This is a genomic window from Gammaproteobacteria bacterium (genome assembly GCA_021648145.1).
In the GTDB taxonomy this organism is placed as follows: domain Bacteria; phylum Pseudomonadota; class Gammaproteobacteria; order JAADGQ01; family JAADGQ01; genus S141-38.
Genome location: JAKITI010000006.1, coordinates 74,127 through 89,818 on the forward strand (window position 1 = coordinate 74,127; position 15,692 = coordinate 89,818).

16 protein-coding genes are annotated in these 15,692 nt (G+C 43.8%); 4 read left to right on the forward strand and 12 right to left on the reverse strand.

Going from position 1 to position 15,692, the window contains the following annotated elements; translation table 11 throughout:
• The first annotated feature begins 5 nt into the window (after positions 1-5).
• Positions 6-2,846 carry a response regulator gene (locus tag L3J70_05350; protein MCF6235787.1) on the forward strand — a complete coding sequence of 947 codons (2,841 nt, stop codon included), beginning with the start codon at positions 6-8 and terminating at the stop codon, positions 2,844-2,846.
• Positions 2,847-2,961: 115 nt separating this feature from the next.
• Here L3J70_05350 and rpsI read toward each other — a convergent pair whose 3' ends face one another.
• The 11 genes from rpsI to rsmI form a co-directional block, all read right to left on the reverse strand.
• Entirely contained in the window at positions 2,962-3,354 is a 393-nt protein-coding gene (gene rpsI, locus L3J70_05355; GenBank protein ID MCF6235788.1) for a 30S ribosomal protein S9, read from the reverse strand.
• 20 nt (positions 3,355-3,374) lie between these two features.
• Positions 3,375-3,803, reverse strand: a complete 429-nt coding sequence (gene rplM, locus L3J70_05360; protein ID MCF6235789.1) for a 50S ribosomal protein L13 — start codon at positions 3,801-3,803, stop codon at positions 3,375-3,377.
• 130 nt (positions 3,804-3,933) lie between these two features.
• The gene (gene cmoA, locus L3J70_05365; protein ID MCF6235790.1) at positions 3,934-4,656 is read right to left on the reverse strand and encodes a carboxy-S-adenosyl-L-methionine synthase CmoA; all 723 of its coding nucleotides are present in this window, start codon (positions 4,654-4,656) and stop codon (positions 3,934-3,936) included.
• Complete coding sequence (cysC, locus tag L3J70_05370; GenBank protein ID MCF6235791.1) at positions 4,657-5,271, reverse strand: adenylyl-sulfate kinase; 615 nt, start codon at positions 5,269-5,271, stop codon at positions 4,657-4,659.
• 35 nt (positions 5,272-5,306) lie between these two features.
• A complete protein-coding gene (locus L3J70_05375; GenBank protein ID MCF6235792.1) occupies positions 5,307-6,236 on the reverse strand; it encodes a carbohydrate kinase family protein in 930 nt (309 codons plus the stop codon).
• A 16-nt stretch (positions 6,237-6,252) separates the two neighbouring features.
• A complete protein-coding gene (locus L3J70_05380; GenBank protein ID MCF6235793.1) occupies positions 6,253-6,624 on the reverse strand; it encodes a diacylglycerol kinase in 372 nt (123 codons plus the stop codon).
• Entirely contained in the window at positions 6,617-8,074 is a 1,458-nt protein-coding gene (gcvPB, locus tag L3J70_05385) for an aminomethyl-transferring glycine dehydrogenase subunit GcvPB (GenBank protein ID MCF6235794.1), read from the reverse strand. Before gcvPB ends, L3J70_05380 begins: the two co-directional genes overlap by 8 nt.
• 28 nt (positions 8,075-8,102) lie before the next feature.
• The gene (gene gcvPA, locus L3J70_05390; protein ID MCF6235795.1) at positions 8,103-9,473 is read right to left on the reverse strand and encodes an aminomethyl-transferring glycine dehydrogenase subunit GcvPA; all 1,371 of its coding nucleotides are present in this window, start codon (positions 9,471-9,473) and stop codon (positions 8,103-8,105) included.
• A 16-nt stretch (positions 9,474-9,489) separates the two neighbouring features.
• Positions 9,490-9,885, reverse strand: a complete 396-nt coding sequence (gene gcvH / locus L3J70_05395) for a glycine cleavage system protein GcvH (GenBank protein MCF6235796.1) — start codon at positions 9,883-9,885, stop codon at positions 9,490-9,492.
• Between the two features lie 35 nt (positions 9,886-9,920).
• Positions 9,921-11,006, reverse strand: coding sequence for a glycine cleavage system aminomethyltransferase GcvT (gcvT, locus tag L3J70_05400; GenBank protein MCF6235797.1), 1,086 nt, complete (start codon positions 11,004-11,006; stop codon positions 9,921-9,923).
• Between the two features lie 121 nt (positions 11,007-11,127).
• Positions 11,128-11,988: a 16S rRNA (cytidine(1402)-2'-O)-methyltransferase gene (rsmI, locus tag L3J70_05405; GenBank protein MCF6235798.1), complete on the reverse strand. Its 861-nt coding sequence runs from the start codon at positions 11,986-11,988 to the stop codon at positions 11,128-11,130.
• 73 nt (positions 11,989-12,061) lie between these two features.
• On the opposite strand from rsmI, the gene L3J70_05410 reads away from it, so the two are divergent.
• From L3J70_05410 to L3J70_05420, 3 genes are read left to right on the forward strand one after another with little or no spacing between them, the layout of a single operon-like run.
• A complete protein-coding gene (locus L3J70_05410) occupies positions 12,062-13,933 on the forward strand; it encodes a penicillin-binding protein activator (protein MCF6235799.1) in 1,872 nt (623 codons plus the stop codon).
• A complete protein-coding gene (locus L3J70_05415) occupies positions 13,917-14,291 on the forward strand; it encodes a YraN family protein (protein MCF6235800.1) in 375 nt (124 codons plus the stop codon). Before L3J70_05410 ends, L3J70_05415 begins: the two co-directional genes overlap by 17 nt.
• Positions 14,281-14,859, forward strand: a complete 579-nt coding sequence (locus L3J70_05420; protein MCF6235801.1) for a BON domain-containing protein — start codon at positions 14,281-14,283, stop codon at positions 14,857-14,859. Before L3J70_05415 ends, L3J70_05420 begins: the two co-directional genes overlap by 11 nt.
• 41 nt (positions 14,860-14,900) lie before the next feature.
• Here L3J70_05420 and L3J70_05425 read toward each other — a convergent pair whose 3' ends face one another.
• A complete protein-coding gene (locus L3J70_05425) occupies positions 14,901-15,545 on the reverse strand; it encodes a hypothetical protein (protein ID MCF6235802.1) in 645 nt (214 codons plus the stop codon).
• Positions 15,546-15,692 lie beyond the last annotated feature (147 nt).

A 15,692-nucleotide genomic window follows, 5' to 3' on the forward strand; every position in this document is an offset into this window, starting at 1 on the left:
ACCAAATGATTGATACGCTCGCACCAGAGGAAGCACCTTCATTAGAAATTGACCCAAGTTTCATTCAACTGCTGATTGATGAAATAAATTGCTTAATTCAAGAGCAAAATTCTTATTTTTCACCAAAAGAAGAGCACCATACACAGCGCTACGCAGAAGCGATAGAGCACCTCGCTATGGCCGCTGAAACTGTTGGATTATCAGGATTTCAAGAGGTCTGCCTACTGATCGCGGAAAACGCTCAAACACTCGATCAGGAAAAAAAGATATCCGATAAAAATTACTCAACTTTTTTATCTCAATGGCCAATATTGGCACTCAAGTATCTAGAATCAATCGACACCACGACAAGCCATGCACTGGCTTCACATTTGCTTGATGAACAGTGGCCGATGCCACTTATTGAACAAGATATTCAACCGATATCAGAGCTGCTCTCATCTCCCACCATCATCGCTGAAAAATCAAAAAAGTCACCACGAAAAACTGAAGCAACGCCTCAAGATATCTCACTTGCTTTGCCACAAGATGTTAATAACGACTTACTTGAAACACTGCTTCAAGAACTGCCATTACAAACGGCCGACTTTTCCAGTGCCATCCAGAAACTAATCAAAGGTGAAGGCTCACTTGACGATGTTGATACAGCACAGCGAGTCGCACACAGCCTGAAAGGTGCAGCAAATACGGTTGGCATCACCGGCATTGCTAATCTCACACATCATCTTGAAGATATTTTGCAGGCACTGGCCGAAAGCAGATCGTTACCTTCCGCCGCTATTGCTGACATGTTATTACGTGCGGGTGACTGCCTGGAGGCTATGAGCGAAGCACTTACTGAGGCAAGTAACTCACCTATTGAATCTCAAGCAATTTTACAAGAAATACTCGACTGGGCTAATAGAATTGATGAAAAGGGCATCGCTGCCCTACTTGAGAGTGAAGCTCCAATCCCACAAACAGCAATTCCCATTGTTCACACAACGACACCTGAGCCTCATATAAAACCAGAAAATACAACTCGACTATCACGAGTTCCAACTGAGCTTCTTGATGATTTATTACGCCTATCGGGTGAAAATATTACTTTAATTCGCCAGACTCAGGAACACACTAGGCACATTATGGCTCACGCCAAAGCACTCAAGAAAAAAGAGCAAACTGTACAAAAATTAATCACCGAACTTGAACAACTGGTGACCATAAAAAACCTTTCCAGCCACTCGGAACAACTTTCCCTCTATTCAGATGATAATCAATTTGATGTGCTGGAACTAGAGCATTACAACGAACTTAATAGCTGCACAAATCGCCTGGAAGAGGCCACAATGGACAGCGCTGAAATTAATAATCAGTTAACAAAAAAAATTAACGCCCTCTTACAACTTTCAAATAAACAAGAGCGTTTACAAAAAGAGAACCAAGAGGTTGTTTTTCGAAGCAGAATGATACCCGCAGGCAGCATTACCCCGCGCCTGGAACGTGCTGTACGCCAAGCATGCCGCCTCATACAACACGATGTTGAATTGAAAATTTCTGGTGAAAAAACACTGATTGACAGTGAAATTCTTAATAAACTTGTCGATCCATTAATGCATTTATTACGTAATGCTGTAGATCATGGAATAGGCTCCCCTGAGACACGTAAAAAAGTAGGGAAAAACCCAACAGGTGAAATTAAACTGGATTTTTCTCGAAAAGGGAACCACATTTCCATTTGCTGTGAAGATGATGGTGCTGGCCTGGATTTAGAGGCGATTCACAAAAAAGCACTACAAAAAGAGTTGATTTCAGAACATCACGAACTCAGTCAGTCAGATCTGGAGCAACTCATTTTGATGCCTGGGTTTTCCACTCGGGAAACCACAACTCAGGTCTCTGGAAGAGGCGTTGGCATGGATGCTGTCTACTCCAATATAAAAGAGATGAAAGGAAACCTTCTATTGAACTCAACTCAAGGCGAAGGGTTAGCCGTCACGTTAACACTGCCAGTGAGCCAGTTATTCATTCATACTTTATGCGCTCATGGCAACGGCATCAGTGTTGCATTATCGAATCGCAACATTGAACGAATCTTACCCGCAGGCACAGGTCTCATCACCCACAATGAGAGTAAACTTACCTATCACCTGGAAAATGAAAATTACCCCGCACAACTTATTGAGACGCTACTAGGCGTACCCTTTCACCACAAAGAGCACGATTTATCCAGCCATCCGATCTTATTGGTCAAAAAAAACAACGAGACCACTCACGCCATTTTAGCAAGTTCTTTTGAGAACAGCCGTGAAATGGTCGTAAAAAATCTGGGGCGGCACCTTCCTGAAATTCCTGGAATTATTGGTGTCACAATCGGCAATGGTGGCGAGGTTATGACGGTCATAGATTTGCCTGATTTTCTTGACTTTAGCCAACATAAAACAATCAAGCCACTCCATGTAAATAATATTCAAACCGCAGCAACCCACTTACCTAGAGCGCTCATCGTTGATGACTCCCTAAGTGCTCGCCGTGCTTTATCAGGATTTATGACTGATATCGGTTTTGACGTTCAAACAGCGATTAATGGGTTTGATGCGCTAGGAACAATCGAGGCACAGAAACCAGACATATTAATAGTTGATCTTGAAATGCCACGAATGAATGGCATTGAACTTACAGAGCATTTACGAGCAAAAGAAGCAACAAAAAATCTGCCCATCATAATGATTACCTCACGTGCTACCAGCAAACATAAAGAGTATGCCAAGCGCCTTGGTGTGGATGTCTACCTGACAAAACCATATCAGGAGAACGAACTCTCAGAGAGTATTAACGCGTTACTTTACAAAACTGAGCCCGCGTAGGAGAAACGTGCGTAAAATAATGCCTCGGTAGAAATACAAATGGCGAAATAACTATAAAGCTATTTCACCATTGATCACATCGCTAAATAACTGCTGCCTGATATAGCAGAAAAATTTAACGTTTCGAGAATTGAGGACGCTTACGTGCTTTGTGCAGACCGACCTTTTTACGCTCAACTTTACGTGCATCGCGTGTCAGAAAACCGTGCCCGCGTAGTGTAGGGCGCAAAGATTCATCACGGGCAACCAAAGCCCGGGAGATTCCATGGCGAATCGCTCCAGCCTGACCACTCGCACCACCACCACGAACCGTGATACTGATGTCTACGCTTTCAAGCATCTCAACAGACTCAAGAGGCTGGCGTACAACCATGCGTGAAGTTTCACGACCAAAGTATTCATCCAGTGTGCGGCCGTTAATAACGATCTGACCTGACCCTGCTTTTAAAAAGACGCGAGCTGCAGAGCTTTTACGTCGCCCTGTGCCATAATTTATTTCGGTTGCCATACGTTTAAATTCCGTAACTATTAAATTTCTAGAGCTATAGGCTGTTGAGCAGAATGCTTGTGTTCACCGCCTGCATAGACCTTAAGTTTTCTGAACATATCACGCCCTAAAGGGCCTTTAGGTAACATGCCTTTTACTGCAAATTCAATCACACGCTCAGGCGCTTTCTCTATTAACTTTTCGAAGCTGATAGACTTCAGATTACCGATATAACCTGTGTGATGATAGTAGATCTTATCTTTTGCTTTGTTACCCGTCACATGTATTTTTTCAGCATTCACGACTACGATGTAATCGCCTGTGTCTACATGTGGTGTGTATTCTGGCTTATGCTTGCCGCGCAAACGCTTAGCGATTTCACTGGCGAGTCTGCCCAAAGTTTTCCCATCGGCATCAACAACATACCAATCACGCTTAACCGTCTCCGGTTTCGCACTATAGGTTTTCATTCCAAATTCACTCCAAAAAACCGCGCAATACGCGCAACGAAAGGGGCTAAATAATACAGCCTAGACAAACAACTTGCAACTTGAAATATTAATTATTTCTAAGAAATAAGATACTTTTTGAATATACTGGCTATTTAACTGCTAAAAAACCACAAAAATTATACCATTTAAAGAAAATATCGACATGAGAAAACCCTTGCTTGTTCAGCAATTCGATATTTTCATCCACTCGATAAGGTATTAACACATTTTCTAAAGCTTCACGCTTTTGCGCAATCTCCATTTCAGAGTAGCCATTGCGTTTTTTTAGATCATAATAAAACTTGATGAACTGGCGGTTAAACAGAGAATCATTCCCCAGCACTTTCTCCACCAGTATTAAACAACCATTTTTATTCAAACCTGAATAGATATTGCGAATTAAAAGCTCACGATAGAGTGGACGCACAAACTGAAGCGTTAAATTCAGAATCACAACGGATGCGTTCTGAATGTCCAGTCGCTCATTCAAATCATCTAAAATAAATTGATACTTTTCTGAAACACCCGCCGCTTTAAAATTCTCTTCAGCTTTTGCCAGCATGGCTTCAGAGTTATCAATACCAATAAATGTGACATCCTTGTCTATTGATTCACACAGCGTATGCAGTGTTGTACCCGTAGAGCACCCCAAGTCATAGACTTGAGTTCCACCAACAGCAAACTCATTGGCCAACTCTCCCGCCATACGCTGTAATTCACGATATAACGGCACACTTCGATCCAGCATATCATCAAAGACTTCAGCTGTTTTTTCACCAAAATCAAAATCAACAGCTGTGCTTTTTTTTAGAAAAAGATTATCTTTTTTCATCTAACCGAAAGAGACAACACCTTTTTTAACAAGGTAATCTACAACTTTTTCAGCAGATGTTTTCAGGTCAAGTTCACCGGTATCTACAACCACTTCAGCATTCACAGGCGCTTCATAAGGCGAAGAAATGCCTGTAAATTCTTTAATTTCTCCTGAGCGAGCCTTTTTATACAGGCCTTTGACATCACGCTCTTCACACTTTTCTAGCGAGCATTTAACATAAACTTCAATAAAATCATCTTGATTCACTAAAGAGCGCACACGATCTCGATCTTCTTTAAATGGTGAAATAAAAGCCGTCAGTACAATCGCACCTGTTTCAATCACAATTTTTGCAACCTCACCGACTCGGCGAATATTTTCTTGGCGGTCTTCATCAGAAAACCCAAGGTCGCCGCATAAACCGTGGCGCACATTATCACCATCCAATACAAATGTTCTGATATTTTTTTCATGCAACACTTCTTCGACTGCATGAGCCAACGTCGATTTTCCTGCACCAGAAAGACCTGTGAACCACAGCACAGCACTTTTATGGCTATTCATTTTCTCACGGTGGCTACGTTCAACAGTGGCCTGATGCCAAACAACATTAGTACTCTTATCCTTACTCATAATTTTTAATACTCCAGTGGCTCATGGCCAACTATTTATAAACTATAACCAAAACTTTCTTTAAACTTCACATCAAATTCTGCTTTATTGTAAGTATGATTTTGGGTGCCTTTATGGGCAATTTTAATAGAACCCATTAATGATGCAATTCGCCCTGTTGTTTCCCAGTTCATATCGTTCATTAAACCAAACAATAAACCTGCTCGATATGCATCACCGCAGCCTGTTGGGTCAGCAATTTCAGCAGGCTTTACTGACGGAATATCAATCACCTTTCCACCAGAATATATTTTTGACCCCTGACCACCCAATGTCACAATCAACGCATCAAGTTGCGCTGCAATTTCTTCCAGATTTTTACCGGTACGTTCCTGTAACAACTCGGCTTCATAATCATTCACAGTCAAATAAGTCGCTTGCTCAATAAACTGCATCAGCTCATCACCATTAAACATAGGCAAGCCCTGGCCTGGATCAAAGATAAATGGAATTTTAGCCTCACAAAACTGTGCTGCATGTTCAATCATGCCTTCACGTCCATCAGGGGAAACAATACCTATTGTGATGCCTTTAGCATCCGACACTTTGTTTTCATGTGCAAAACTCATAGCGCCAGGATGGAAGGCCGTAATCTGATTATCATCCTGGTCGGTCGTAATAAATGCCTGCCCAGTATAAGAGTCAACTTCTTTCAAGTGCTTACGGCTAATACCCAATTTATCCATCCATACAGCATAAGGCGTAAAATCTTGCCCTACAGTCGCCATAGGCAATGGATCCCCGCCCAGCAGATGTAAATTATACGCAATATTTCCAGCACAACCACCAAACTCACGACGCATATCGGGCACTAAAAAACAGACATTTAGAATATGTACTTTATCAGGCAAAATATGGTTTTTAAACTGATCGTTAAACACCATAATGGTATCGTAGGCATAAGAACCACAAATCAAAGCAGACATAAATTTTCCTTAATATTCAAAAACAAATTATTAATAGCCAAACAACCAGCACATGAACAAGTGCCACAAAAACAGCGGCTGAACCAATATCCTTTGCACGACCTGACAACTCATTCCATTCAGAGCCTATACGATCAACCACGGCTTCAATCGCAGAATTGACCAGCTCAGCAATCAATACTAGAACCAGCGAACCAATCAATAATGCGCGCTCAATGCCACTCTCGCCTAACCAGAGCGCCAGGGGAAATAGCAAAACACACAAAATCAGCTCTGTACGAAATGCAGGCTCATGCCGAGCTGCGGCTTTTAAGCCCGCAATAGAGTACCCTGCCGCTTTACAGACACGCTGAAACTCCGAAGCTTTTTTTTGCGATGGTTCACTCATCATTAACAGGCTTCCAAACCAAATCTAACTCACGCGCTGCTCGCACTTCATCCAGACGTTTAACCGGTAACGTATAAGGTGCGCCACGAACTTTAGCCAAATCAGATGAGGCCTCAGATAAAATATTCTTCATCGCTTTGACAAAGCCATCCAGCTCAGACTTCGCTTCAGTTTCAGTCGGTTCAATCAACATGCATTCAGCCACTAACAGTGGAAAATAAACAGTCGGTGCGTGATAGCCATAGTCCAGCAAGCGTTTGGCAAAATCGGTCGCAGTCACCCCAATCTCTTTAGCCTGTTTTTTCAGTGTTAAACTAAATTCGTGTGTAGCTCTTCGCTCTGGATAAGCCAGATCAAATCCCGCTTCGGCCAACTTCACCGCCATATAGTTTGCATTTAATGTTGCATACTCTGCAACTCGCACCATACCTTCACGACCCAACAAGCGTGAATAGATATAAGCTCTGAGCAACACACCCGCATTCCCCATGAATGCAGATAAACGCCCAATAGAGTCAGGGCAATCTTTTTCACTTAACCAGTGATATTGATCATTTTTTCGAGCCACTACAGGAACAGGTAGAAAAGGCAACAATCGTTCACTCACCCCGACCGGCCCAGAACCCGGCCCGCCCCCACCATGCGGTGTAGAAAATGTTTTGTGTAGATTAATATGCACCACATCAAAACCCATATCACCTGGCCGAACCTTACCCAAAATAGCATTCAAATTAGCGCCATCGTAATAGAGCAAGCCACCCGCATCGTGTACTGCTTGCGAAATCTCAGCGATCTTGCGATCAAAAACGCCCAGGGTTGAGGGATTTGTCAACATAATTGCGGCTGTTTGTGGGCCCACTGCTACGCGTAGAGCCTCCAAATCCACATCACCATCGGCTCGTGTTGGAATTTCACGCACTTTATAACCACACATCACACCCGTCGCAGGGTTAGTGCCATGAGCAGCATCAGGCACCAGCAGTTCATTGCGCATCGTATCACCACGAGATTCATGATAAGCACGAATCATGGCCATTCCGGCCAGCTCCCCTTGTGCCCCCGCCATAGGTGTTAACGAAACACCTTTCATACCGGTCACATCCTTAAGTATCTCCTGCAAATCATAAAGACAAGCAAGAAACCCTTGAGTCGCTGAACTCGGTGCCAAAGGGTGCTGTGACAAAAACTCAGGCAACATCGCCAGCGTATTACACGCCCGAGGATTATGCTTCATGGTGCATGATCCTAGTGGGTAAAATTGTGTGTCAATAGAGAAGTTTTTTTGCGACAGACGCGTGTAATGGCGCACCGTCTGCATCTCAGAGACTTCAGGCAACAGTGGCTTTTTTTCACGCAGAAACTGCTTGGGAAGCGCACGGAGCGCTACACTGTTTTTAATTCTTTGGGCACCATTGCCACGGCCTGAGCGTGACTGTTCAAAAATCAGCATCGTAATATTAAGCTCTTATTGGCAATAATCAATTTTGGAGTTTTTTAATCGTGAGTTCAAGCTGTGCAGCAAAATGTTCAATCTCTTCATCTGTTCGGGTTTCCGTCGCACACACCAACAAAGCATCCCCTAATTCAGGGTACTCTTCAGAAGGTTCATAGCCGCCTAAAATGCCCTGTTCACACAATTCGATATGAGCCGCTTCAGCCGAACAAGGCAACTGAATCATAACTTCATGAAAGCATGTTCCGTTAAATATGGGTTCAACCCCATCAATCTGAGAAAGCCTCTCCACCAATTTTTGGGTGTTCGCAAAACAAGCCTGTGCAACGCTGCGCAATCCGACTGACCCTAACAACGACATATAAATTGTTGCTGCCGTTGTCATCAAGCCTTGATTGGTGCAGATATTAGAGGTTGCTTTAGAACGACGAATATGCTGTTCGCGTGCCTGCAATGTTAGCGTAAAACCCTCCTGACCCTCCAGATCAACCGTACGCCCAACAATTCGCCCTGGCATTTGTCGAACCAGCTTTTGCTTACAGCACATGAAACCAAAATAGGGGCCGCCACCCGCGAGTGGAATACCTAACGGCTGCCCTTCGCCACATGCAATATCAGCACCAGCACTACCCCACTCACCTGGCGGCTTTAAAATAGCCAGCGTCATGGGGTTCACCACAGCAATCACCATCGCGCCTTGAGCATGCGCCCAGTCAGTCAATGCATCCACATCTTCCAGTGAACCAAAAAAGTTAGGTTGCTGAATCACCAATGCGGCAATATCTTCACCCTGATATTTTCCTAAACTTTTTGCTAATACCGCACCTGTTTCAGCACAGTATGGAAGCTCTTCCAACACTATATTTTGATTGCTTACGATATTACGACTCACCTTACGATAAGCAGGGTGCACTGTAGTCGGCAACAATATACGCTTGGATTTTGATTTGCGATTGCAACGCACCGCCATCAAAATCGCCTCAGCCAAACCCGAAGCACCGTCATAGAGTGAGGCGTTAGAGACATCCAGCCCCGTCAAACTCGCCATCATGGTTTGATATTCGTATAGCAACTGCAACGTTCCCTGACTCGCCTCAGCCTGATAAGGCGTGTAAGCCGTGTAGAATTCACCGCGCGTCGTCAGCTCCCAAACCGCAGCCGGAATATGGTGCTCATAGGCACCTGCGCCCGCAAAACAGAGCAATGGCCTATTCTTTTTCGCTCGCGCTTGCATAAGCTGCGTCACACCCAGTTCATTCAAACCTTCGGGGATCGTTACTATCTCTCCAGTGCGCAGTGCGGCAGGGATTTCGTCAAACAGAGATTCAATGCTGGGCGCACCAATCGCTTCCAGCATCTCTTTAACATCATTTTCAGTGTGTGGAATAAATGGCATGGGCTATTGATACTCTCTAGTCCGCTTCTGAAGCAATCAATTCAGCATAATCATCTGCACTGAGCAAACCATCCAATTCATCAGGAGCACTCACTTTCAGACGTAAAATCCAGCCTTCACCGTAAGGATCTTTATTAATCAGCTCGGGCTGATCAGCAAGCACTTCATTTACTGCAATAACATCGGCTGTGGCAGGACTGTACATATCAGAAGCTGCTTTCACAGATTCCACCACCACACATTCGTCACCCATTCCGAGACTGTCACCTTCAGCAGGCAGTTCGACATAAACCATATCGCCTAATAACTCTTGTGCATGATCAGTAATCCCAACCAAAACCACATTATCATCCAGAACTTGAACCCACTCATGTGACTTGGTATATTTTAAATCTGCTGGAATATCGCTCACAAAACCTCTCCTAATCTATATCTATTGTTCTTAATTTACAGACACGACTTGCCATTACGTACAAACGGCAGTTTCACCACCGTTGCTGATAAATGCCGCCCTCGTACTTCAATATCACACTGTGTTTTAACATGGGCATCCACTCGGGCAAATGCAATTGCTTTACCTAAAGTTGGAGAAAAACTACCACTGGTCACCTCTCCCACCAAAGCTCCGTCCACAACCACCTTTTGATGATTGCGCAACATGCCTTTACCATCCAGAATCAAACCTACAAACTTCTGACACTCTGAGCTTTCCCGCTGCACCTGCAAAGCATCACGACCTATGAAGTGACGATCAGAGGGCTCCCAACCCACAGTCCAACCTAAACCTGACTCTAAAGGACTCACACTTTCATCCATATCGGTGCCATACAGATTCATGCCTGCCTCTAAACGCAACGTATCACGCGCACCCAAACCTACCGGCTTGACACCTTGTTCCAAAAGCCCCTGCCAGAACAGTTCGGCCTGATCGGCTGGCAACATAATTTCATAGCCATCTTCTCCGGTATAACCTGTTCGGGCTATAAAAAACCCATCACATTCAACTGCATAAAAGGGAGCCAACTCATCGGCTTTTTTCTGTTTTAAGCCATCCAACAGAGCATGAGTTTTTATACGCGCCTGCGGCCCTTGCACGGCAATCATCGCCAAATCATCACGCACTTCTATTGCCACATCAAAATCAGCCACCTGCTTTTCAATCCAGGCCAGGTCTTTATCACGCGTCGCAGCATTCACCACCAGACGAAACCAGGTCTCATCCATAAAATAAACGATCAAATCATCAACAATACCGCCGTCACTGTTTAACATACAGCTATACAATGCCTTGCCCGATTGTTGCAAACGATCAACATTATTGGCTAGCAAGTGACGTAAAAAATCTCGAACTGCTTTGCCACGCAGATCCACCACCACCATATGTGAAACATCAAACATGCCAGCATCATTGCGAACTTGATGATGCTCTTCAATTTGAGAGCCATAATGCAGCGGCATATCATAACCACCAAAATCGACTATTTTAGCGCCAGACTCGAGATGTTTATGATAGAGAGACGTTTTTTTACCCATAACTAAATGAATTATTTCCAAACAAAGAGAGAGTTGTGCAATTGCAGCGGATGATGAGAAGAGACGACGACTGAATTCTCAAACAGCGAACTATACCGATTGATACAATAAAAACCAAATATTAACGCTTCAATTCACCCTTATCGACAATTTGAAGCGCTTCTTTATAAAGCGTATTTTTTTTCAGACCTGTAATTTTTGCAGCCAGTGCTGCTGCCTGCCTGGTCGGTAGCTCTTCTAATAATAGTGTCAATATACGCTGTGTTTCAGAGTCAATACCTTCATCCGAATCACGAGAAGGTGCTCCTTGAACCACAAGAACAATTTCCCCTTTTTGCTGATTGGGATCGGTACGCACCCACTCAAGCAGCTCGCCCAGTGGAGCCTGTTTTACAGTTTCAAAGCGTTTTGTTAACTCTCTCGCCAAAGTGGCAATACGTTCATGCCCCAGAACCAAAACCAATGACTCCAATGAAGCAATAATACGATGAGGCGCTTCATAAAAAATCAATGTGCGTGCTTCATCTTTTAACGACTCCAAACGATGGACGCGCGTACCCGCTTTAGCAGGTAAAAAACCTTCGTATGCAAAGCGATCGGATGCCAACCCGGAAACCGACAGCGCAGCAATTGCAGCACAAGCCCCCACAACCGGAACGACCTTGATTTTATTTTGATGTGCGGCATGAACCAGATGATACCCAGGGTCATTCACCAACGGAGTTCCCGCATCACTGATTAAAGCAATCGATTCACCACTTTGCAAACGCTCAACCAGACGACCACACACCTGCCGCTCATTATGATCATGAAGTGCCATTGTGCGTGTTGATATCGAAAAATGTTGCAATAAACGCCCACTGTGGCGTGTATCTTCTGCTGCAATCAAATCCACATCAGATAGCACCTGTACCGCCCTTGGAGTCATATCATCCAGATTTCCAATCGGCGTTGAAACCACATAAAGAGCACTCTCGACCATTAATCACCACCCATTCTTAATTTAACTTGTCTATAATACAGATCTATCAACGCACAAAATATGATTAAGCACCATGCCAAAACATCAGTTTGCACCGTCATTAAAAATATGGATTCAATTACTGTTACTCATTTTATTTATCAGCGGATGCAGCACCTCCCCCAAAAGCACCCCACAACAGGCAAAGCAAATTGTAATATCGGGTGACTATGCAGAAATTGCAAGGCAATACAACAAGCTCGCTGCGGATGCCCCCCCCGCACAAAAGCAAGCTTATAAACTCATGATGGCCAATGCACTTTTAAAAGGTCAACACACAAATAAAGCAAAGCGTGTATTACAGTCCATTAATGATGGATTACTTCCAGAAGCCCAAAAACTTCAACGTCGTCTGCTACTTGCAAAAATTGCACACCAAGAAAAGAAACCAAAGTCCGTACTCAGCTACCTTGACACTTCAATCAGAAATAACACCCCGCTTGAACAAATCACAGAGTACTATGATTTACGTGCCAAAGCACACTACAAACTCGGCAACAAACTTGCCGCTGTTCATGAACAAATCCGCCTTGATCCCCTGCTAAAAAACACTGAAGAAATTGAGAAAAACCAGCAATTCATCCTACGAACACTCCAGTCACTTTCGGCAAACACCTTACATGATAAACGCATACCCTCCGCCCCCCACAATACCTTCAGTGGCTGGTTGGAACTTGCTCAAATCACTGGACAACGCCAGCAACGAGAACAACAGCTCAATGAGTGGCAACGACGTTACTCAAACCACCCCGCCACAAACACTATATTGAACCTCATCAAAGAGCCAGTAACACCCACCATAGAGCAACCGACTCAAATTGCATTAATTTTACCATTAAGTGGTGCTTATTCAGGACATGCGACATCACTACGTGACGGATTTCTTTCCGCCCACGATGCACAACAACAGCACAATGAGATACCAACACACATTCGCATTTATGACACCCACAATAATCCTGACGCATACAATACAGCCGTCACCGACGGCGCTGAATTTATCGTCGGCCCACTCAGCAAAAAAGCAGTCAACACATTGATCAATCAAGCCTCTGAAATACTGCCGGTTCCTACACTTACCCTCAATTACAGCGAAATTACTGACGAATTGCCCAACAATTTATACCAATTCGGCCTCTCCCCAGAAGATGAAGCCAGACAAATTGCAGACAGAGCCTGGGTGGATGGGCATACTCGCGCAATTGCATTTTCCCCTCAAAGTGATTGGGGGAGACGCACGTTCAATGCATTTGATCAGCGCTGGCAAGAGCTCGGTGGCTTCATCGCTGAACAAGCCACCTATGCCAGCAAAGATAATGATTTTTCAGGGCCACTGCGAAGCATTTTAAACCTGAACGAAAGTGCGCAACGAAAAAAGAAGATCAATAACCTGTTACAACGAACAATAAAGTTTGAACCGCGCCGTCGACAAGATGTTGATTTTATTTTTCTGGCTGCATCGCCACGGCAAGCACGCTTGATTCGACCCCAACTAAAATTCCATTACGCTGCAGATTTACCCATCTATGCCACCTCTCGTGTTTATGAAGGCACACCCAACCCCGCAGCTGACAGAGACATGAACGACATCATATTCTGTGACACACCCTGGACACTTAATACAGTCACACTCCCACCAGAAGAGTACAACTCCACCACTGCACTCCAGCCACAACAGACCTCAAAAAAAGGGCGATTGTATGCGCTTGGTATCGACGCTTTTCGTATTATCGCCACACTCAATCGCCTGCAAACGACACCTCATGAGCAATATCAGGGTGAAACAGGCATGCTCAGTATGGATGAAAACAATCAAATCCACCGAAAACTGATTTGTGCACGCTTCATCAAAGGTGTACCGGAAATCATTGAAGCAACAACAGTCCCACATGAAAACCAGCAATAGCGCACAGCAGCGCTTGAAAACGATCACACGAGGTGCATGGGCAGAAGAGCAAGCAAGCCAATACCTTCAAGAAAAAGGGTTGCAATTAATTACGAAAAATTATCGCTGCAAATGTGGTGAAATTGACTTGATTATGCAACAAAAAAACATCATTATTTTTGTTGAAGTACGCTACCGGAAAAACAATTTTTTTGGCAGCGCAGCAGAAAGCATTGATCGACGCAAACAAGCAAAACTCATCGCTACTGCCAAGCATTACTTGCAATCGAACAAAACAGTCGCACAACACCCTTCACGTATTGACGTGATCGCCATGACCGGAACAACCCAGATAGAGTGGATAAAAAATGCAATTTAAATCTAATAATAGCTTCAATAATTACAGAAAAATAGCTCTGCTGCTCACACTATTATTATTCATTCAAGGCTGCGTAAACCTTGCTTCAGACCCCCGCACCAGCGGTACCATCATAGAAGACCAAGCGATTGAACTAAAGATTTTCAATCTGATTGAAGCAGATAAAGCACTGAAAAACAAAATACGTATCAATGTCACCAGTTACGATAATAACGTACTACTCACTGGAGAGGCGTTGACAAAAAAAACACGAGCACGAGTCGTCGAGCACGTAAGAAGAGTCATTAAAGTGCAGGAAATCTATAATGAAATAACCGTTATGCCACTGAGTTCTCTCAAAATACGCAATAATGATGCCTGGATCACCACAAAAGTTAAAACCAAGCTATTTAATGACAAAGGTTTGGGTACATTCCACACAAAAGCAGTCACAGACAAGGGGATTGTCTATTTAATGGGGCTTGTCACCCACAAAGAAGCTGATGTTGTCACCGATACTGTTCGCCGAATTCCAGGGGTCAGGCGTGTTGTTAGAGTATTTGAGTATCAAGACCGAAAAAAGCAATAGGTCGGGTAAAACAGTGATATTTGCATACCCGACCTAAAAATTTAAAATGAGAGATTCACTCGGATACCGGCGGGCGTTTGCAAAGCACCATCCGTTTCTTTCGACGTATCATTGTTGAAAACCAACAAATCAATCGTAATATTTTCTCGCGGCATCCAGCGTGCACCCAGTTGAATGGCGGCTTCGGTATTGTCCGCACTACTCAAAACCAACTCACCACCCAGCTTTATTTCACCCAGCTCATCCGCATCCGGTAAAGAAACATAAGCACCGACACCGACCCCAAACTCCAAATCATTATCAATACCCGCTGTGCCCAACTCAAAATTAGCCGTCACAGAAAAATTTCTATCTAACATCAAAGAGTAAGAGCCCCCCGCAAGAAAAGTAGAGTCTTTACCTTCCGCAGTATCAATACCCACAAGTCCATAAACAGCAAGATCAGGCATAATGACTCGTTTGTATCCAACACCTGCTCGACTGATAACAACCTCACCACTCCAAATACCAGCACGAACCTGTTGATTACTTTTTACAGAATCATACAGATCAATAGAAATACTTCCCTGCTCCGCAGTCGCCCCCTGCTCCAGGCTGAACATACGAGTCGGTTCTTCTGCAACGGCACTCAAATTAAAGCCCATCACAGACAACCCAAAGATAATAGAAGAACTCAATTTTTTCATTTTACCATCCAATACTCTTAAAATTTTTGTGAATAAAAATATATAAAACATTGACTGCATAATAGTCAGCAACAAAGCAAACTACCCCCACCAAGATAAAGCAACCAAAATTTTGCTCATTCTACCTTACAAACTTGGTACTATTAA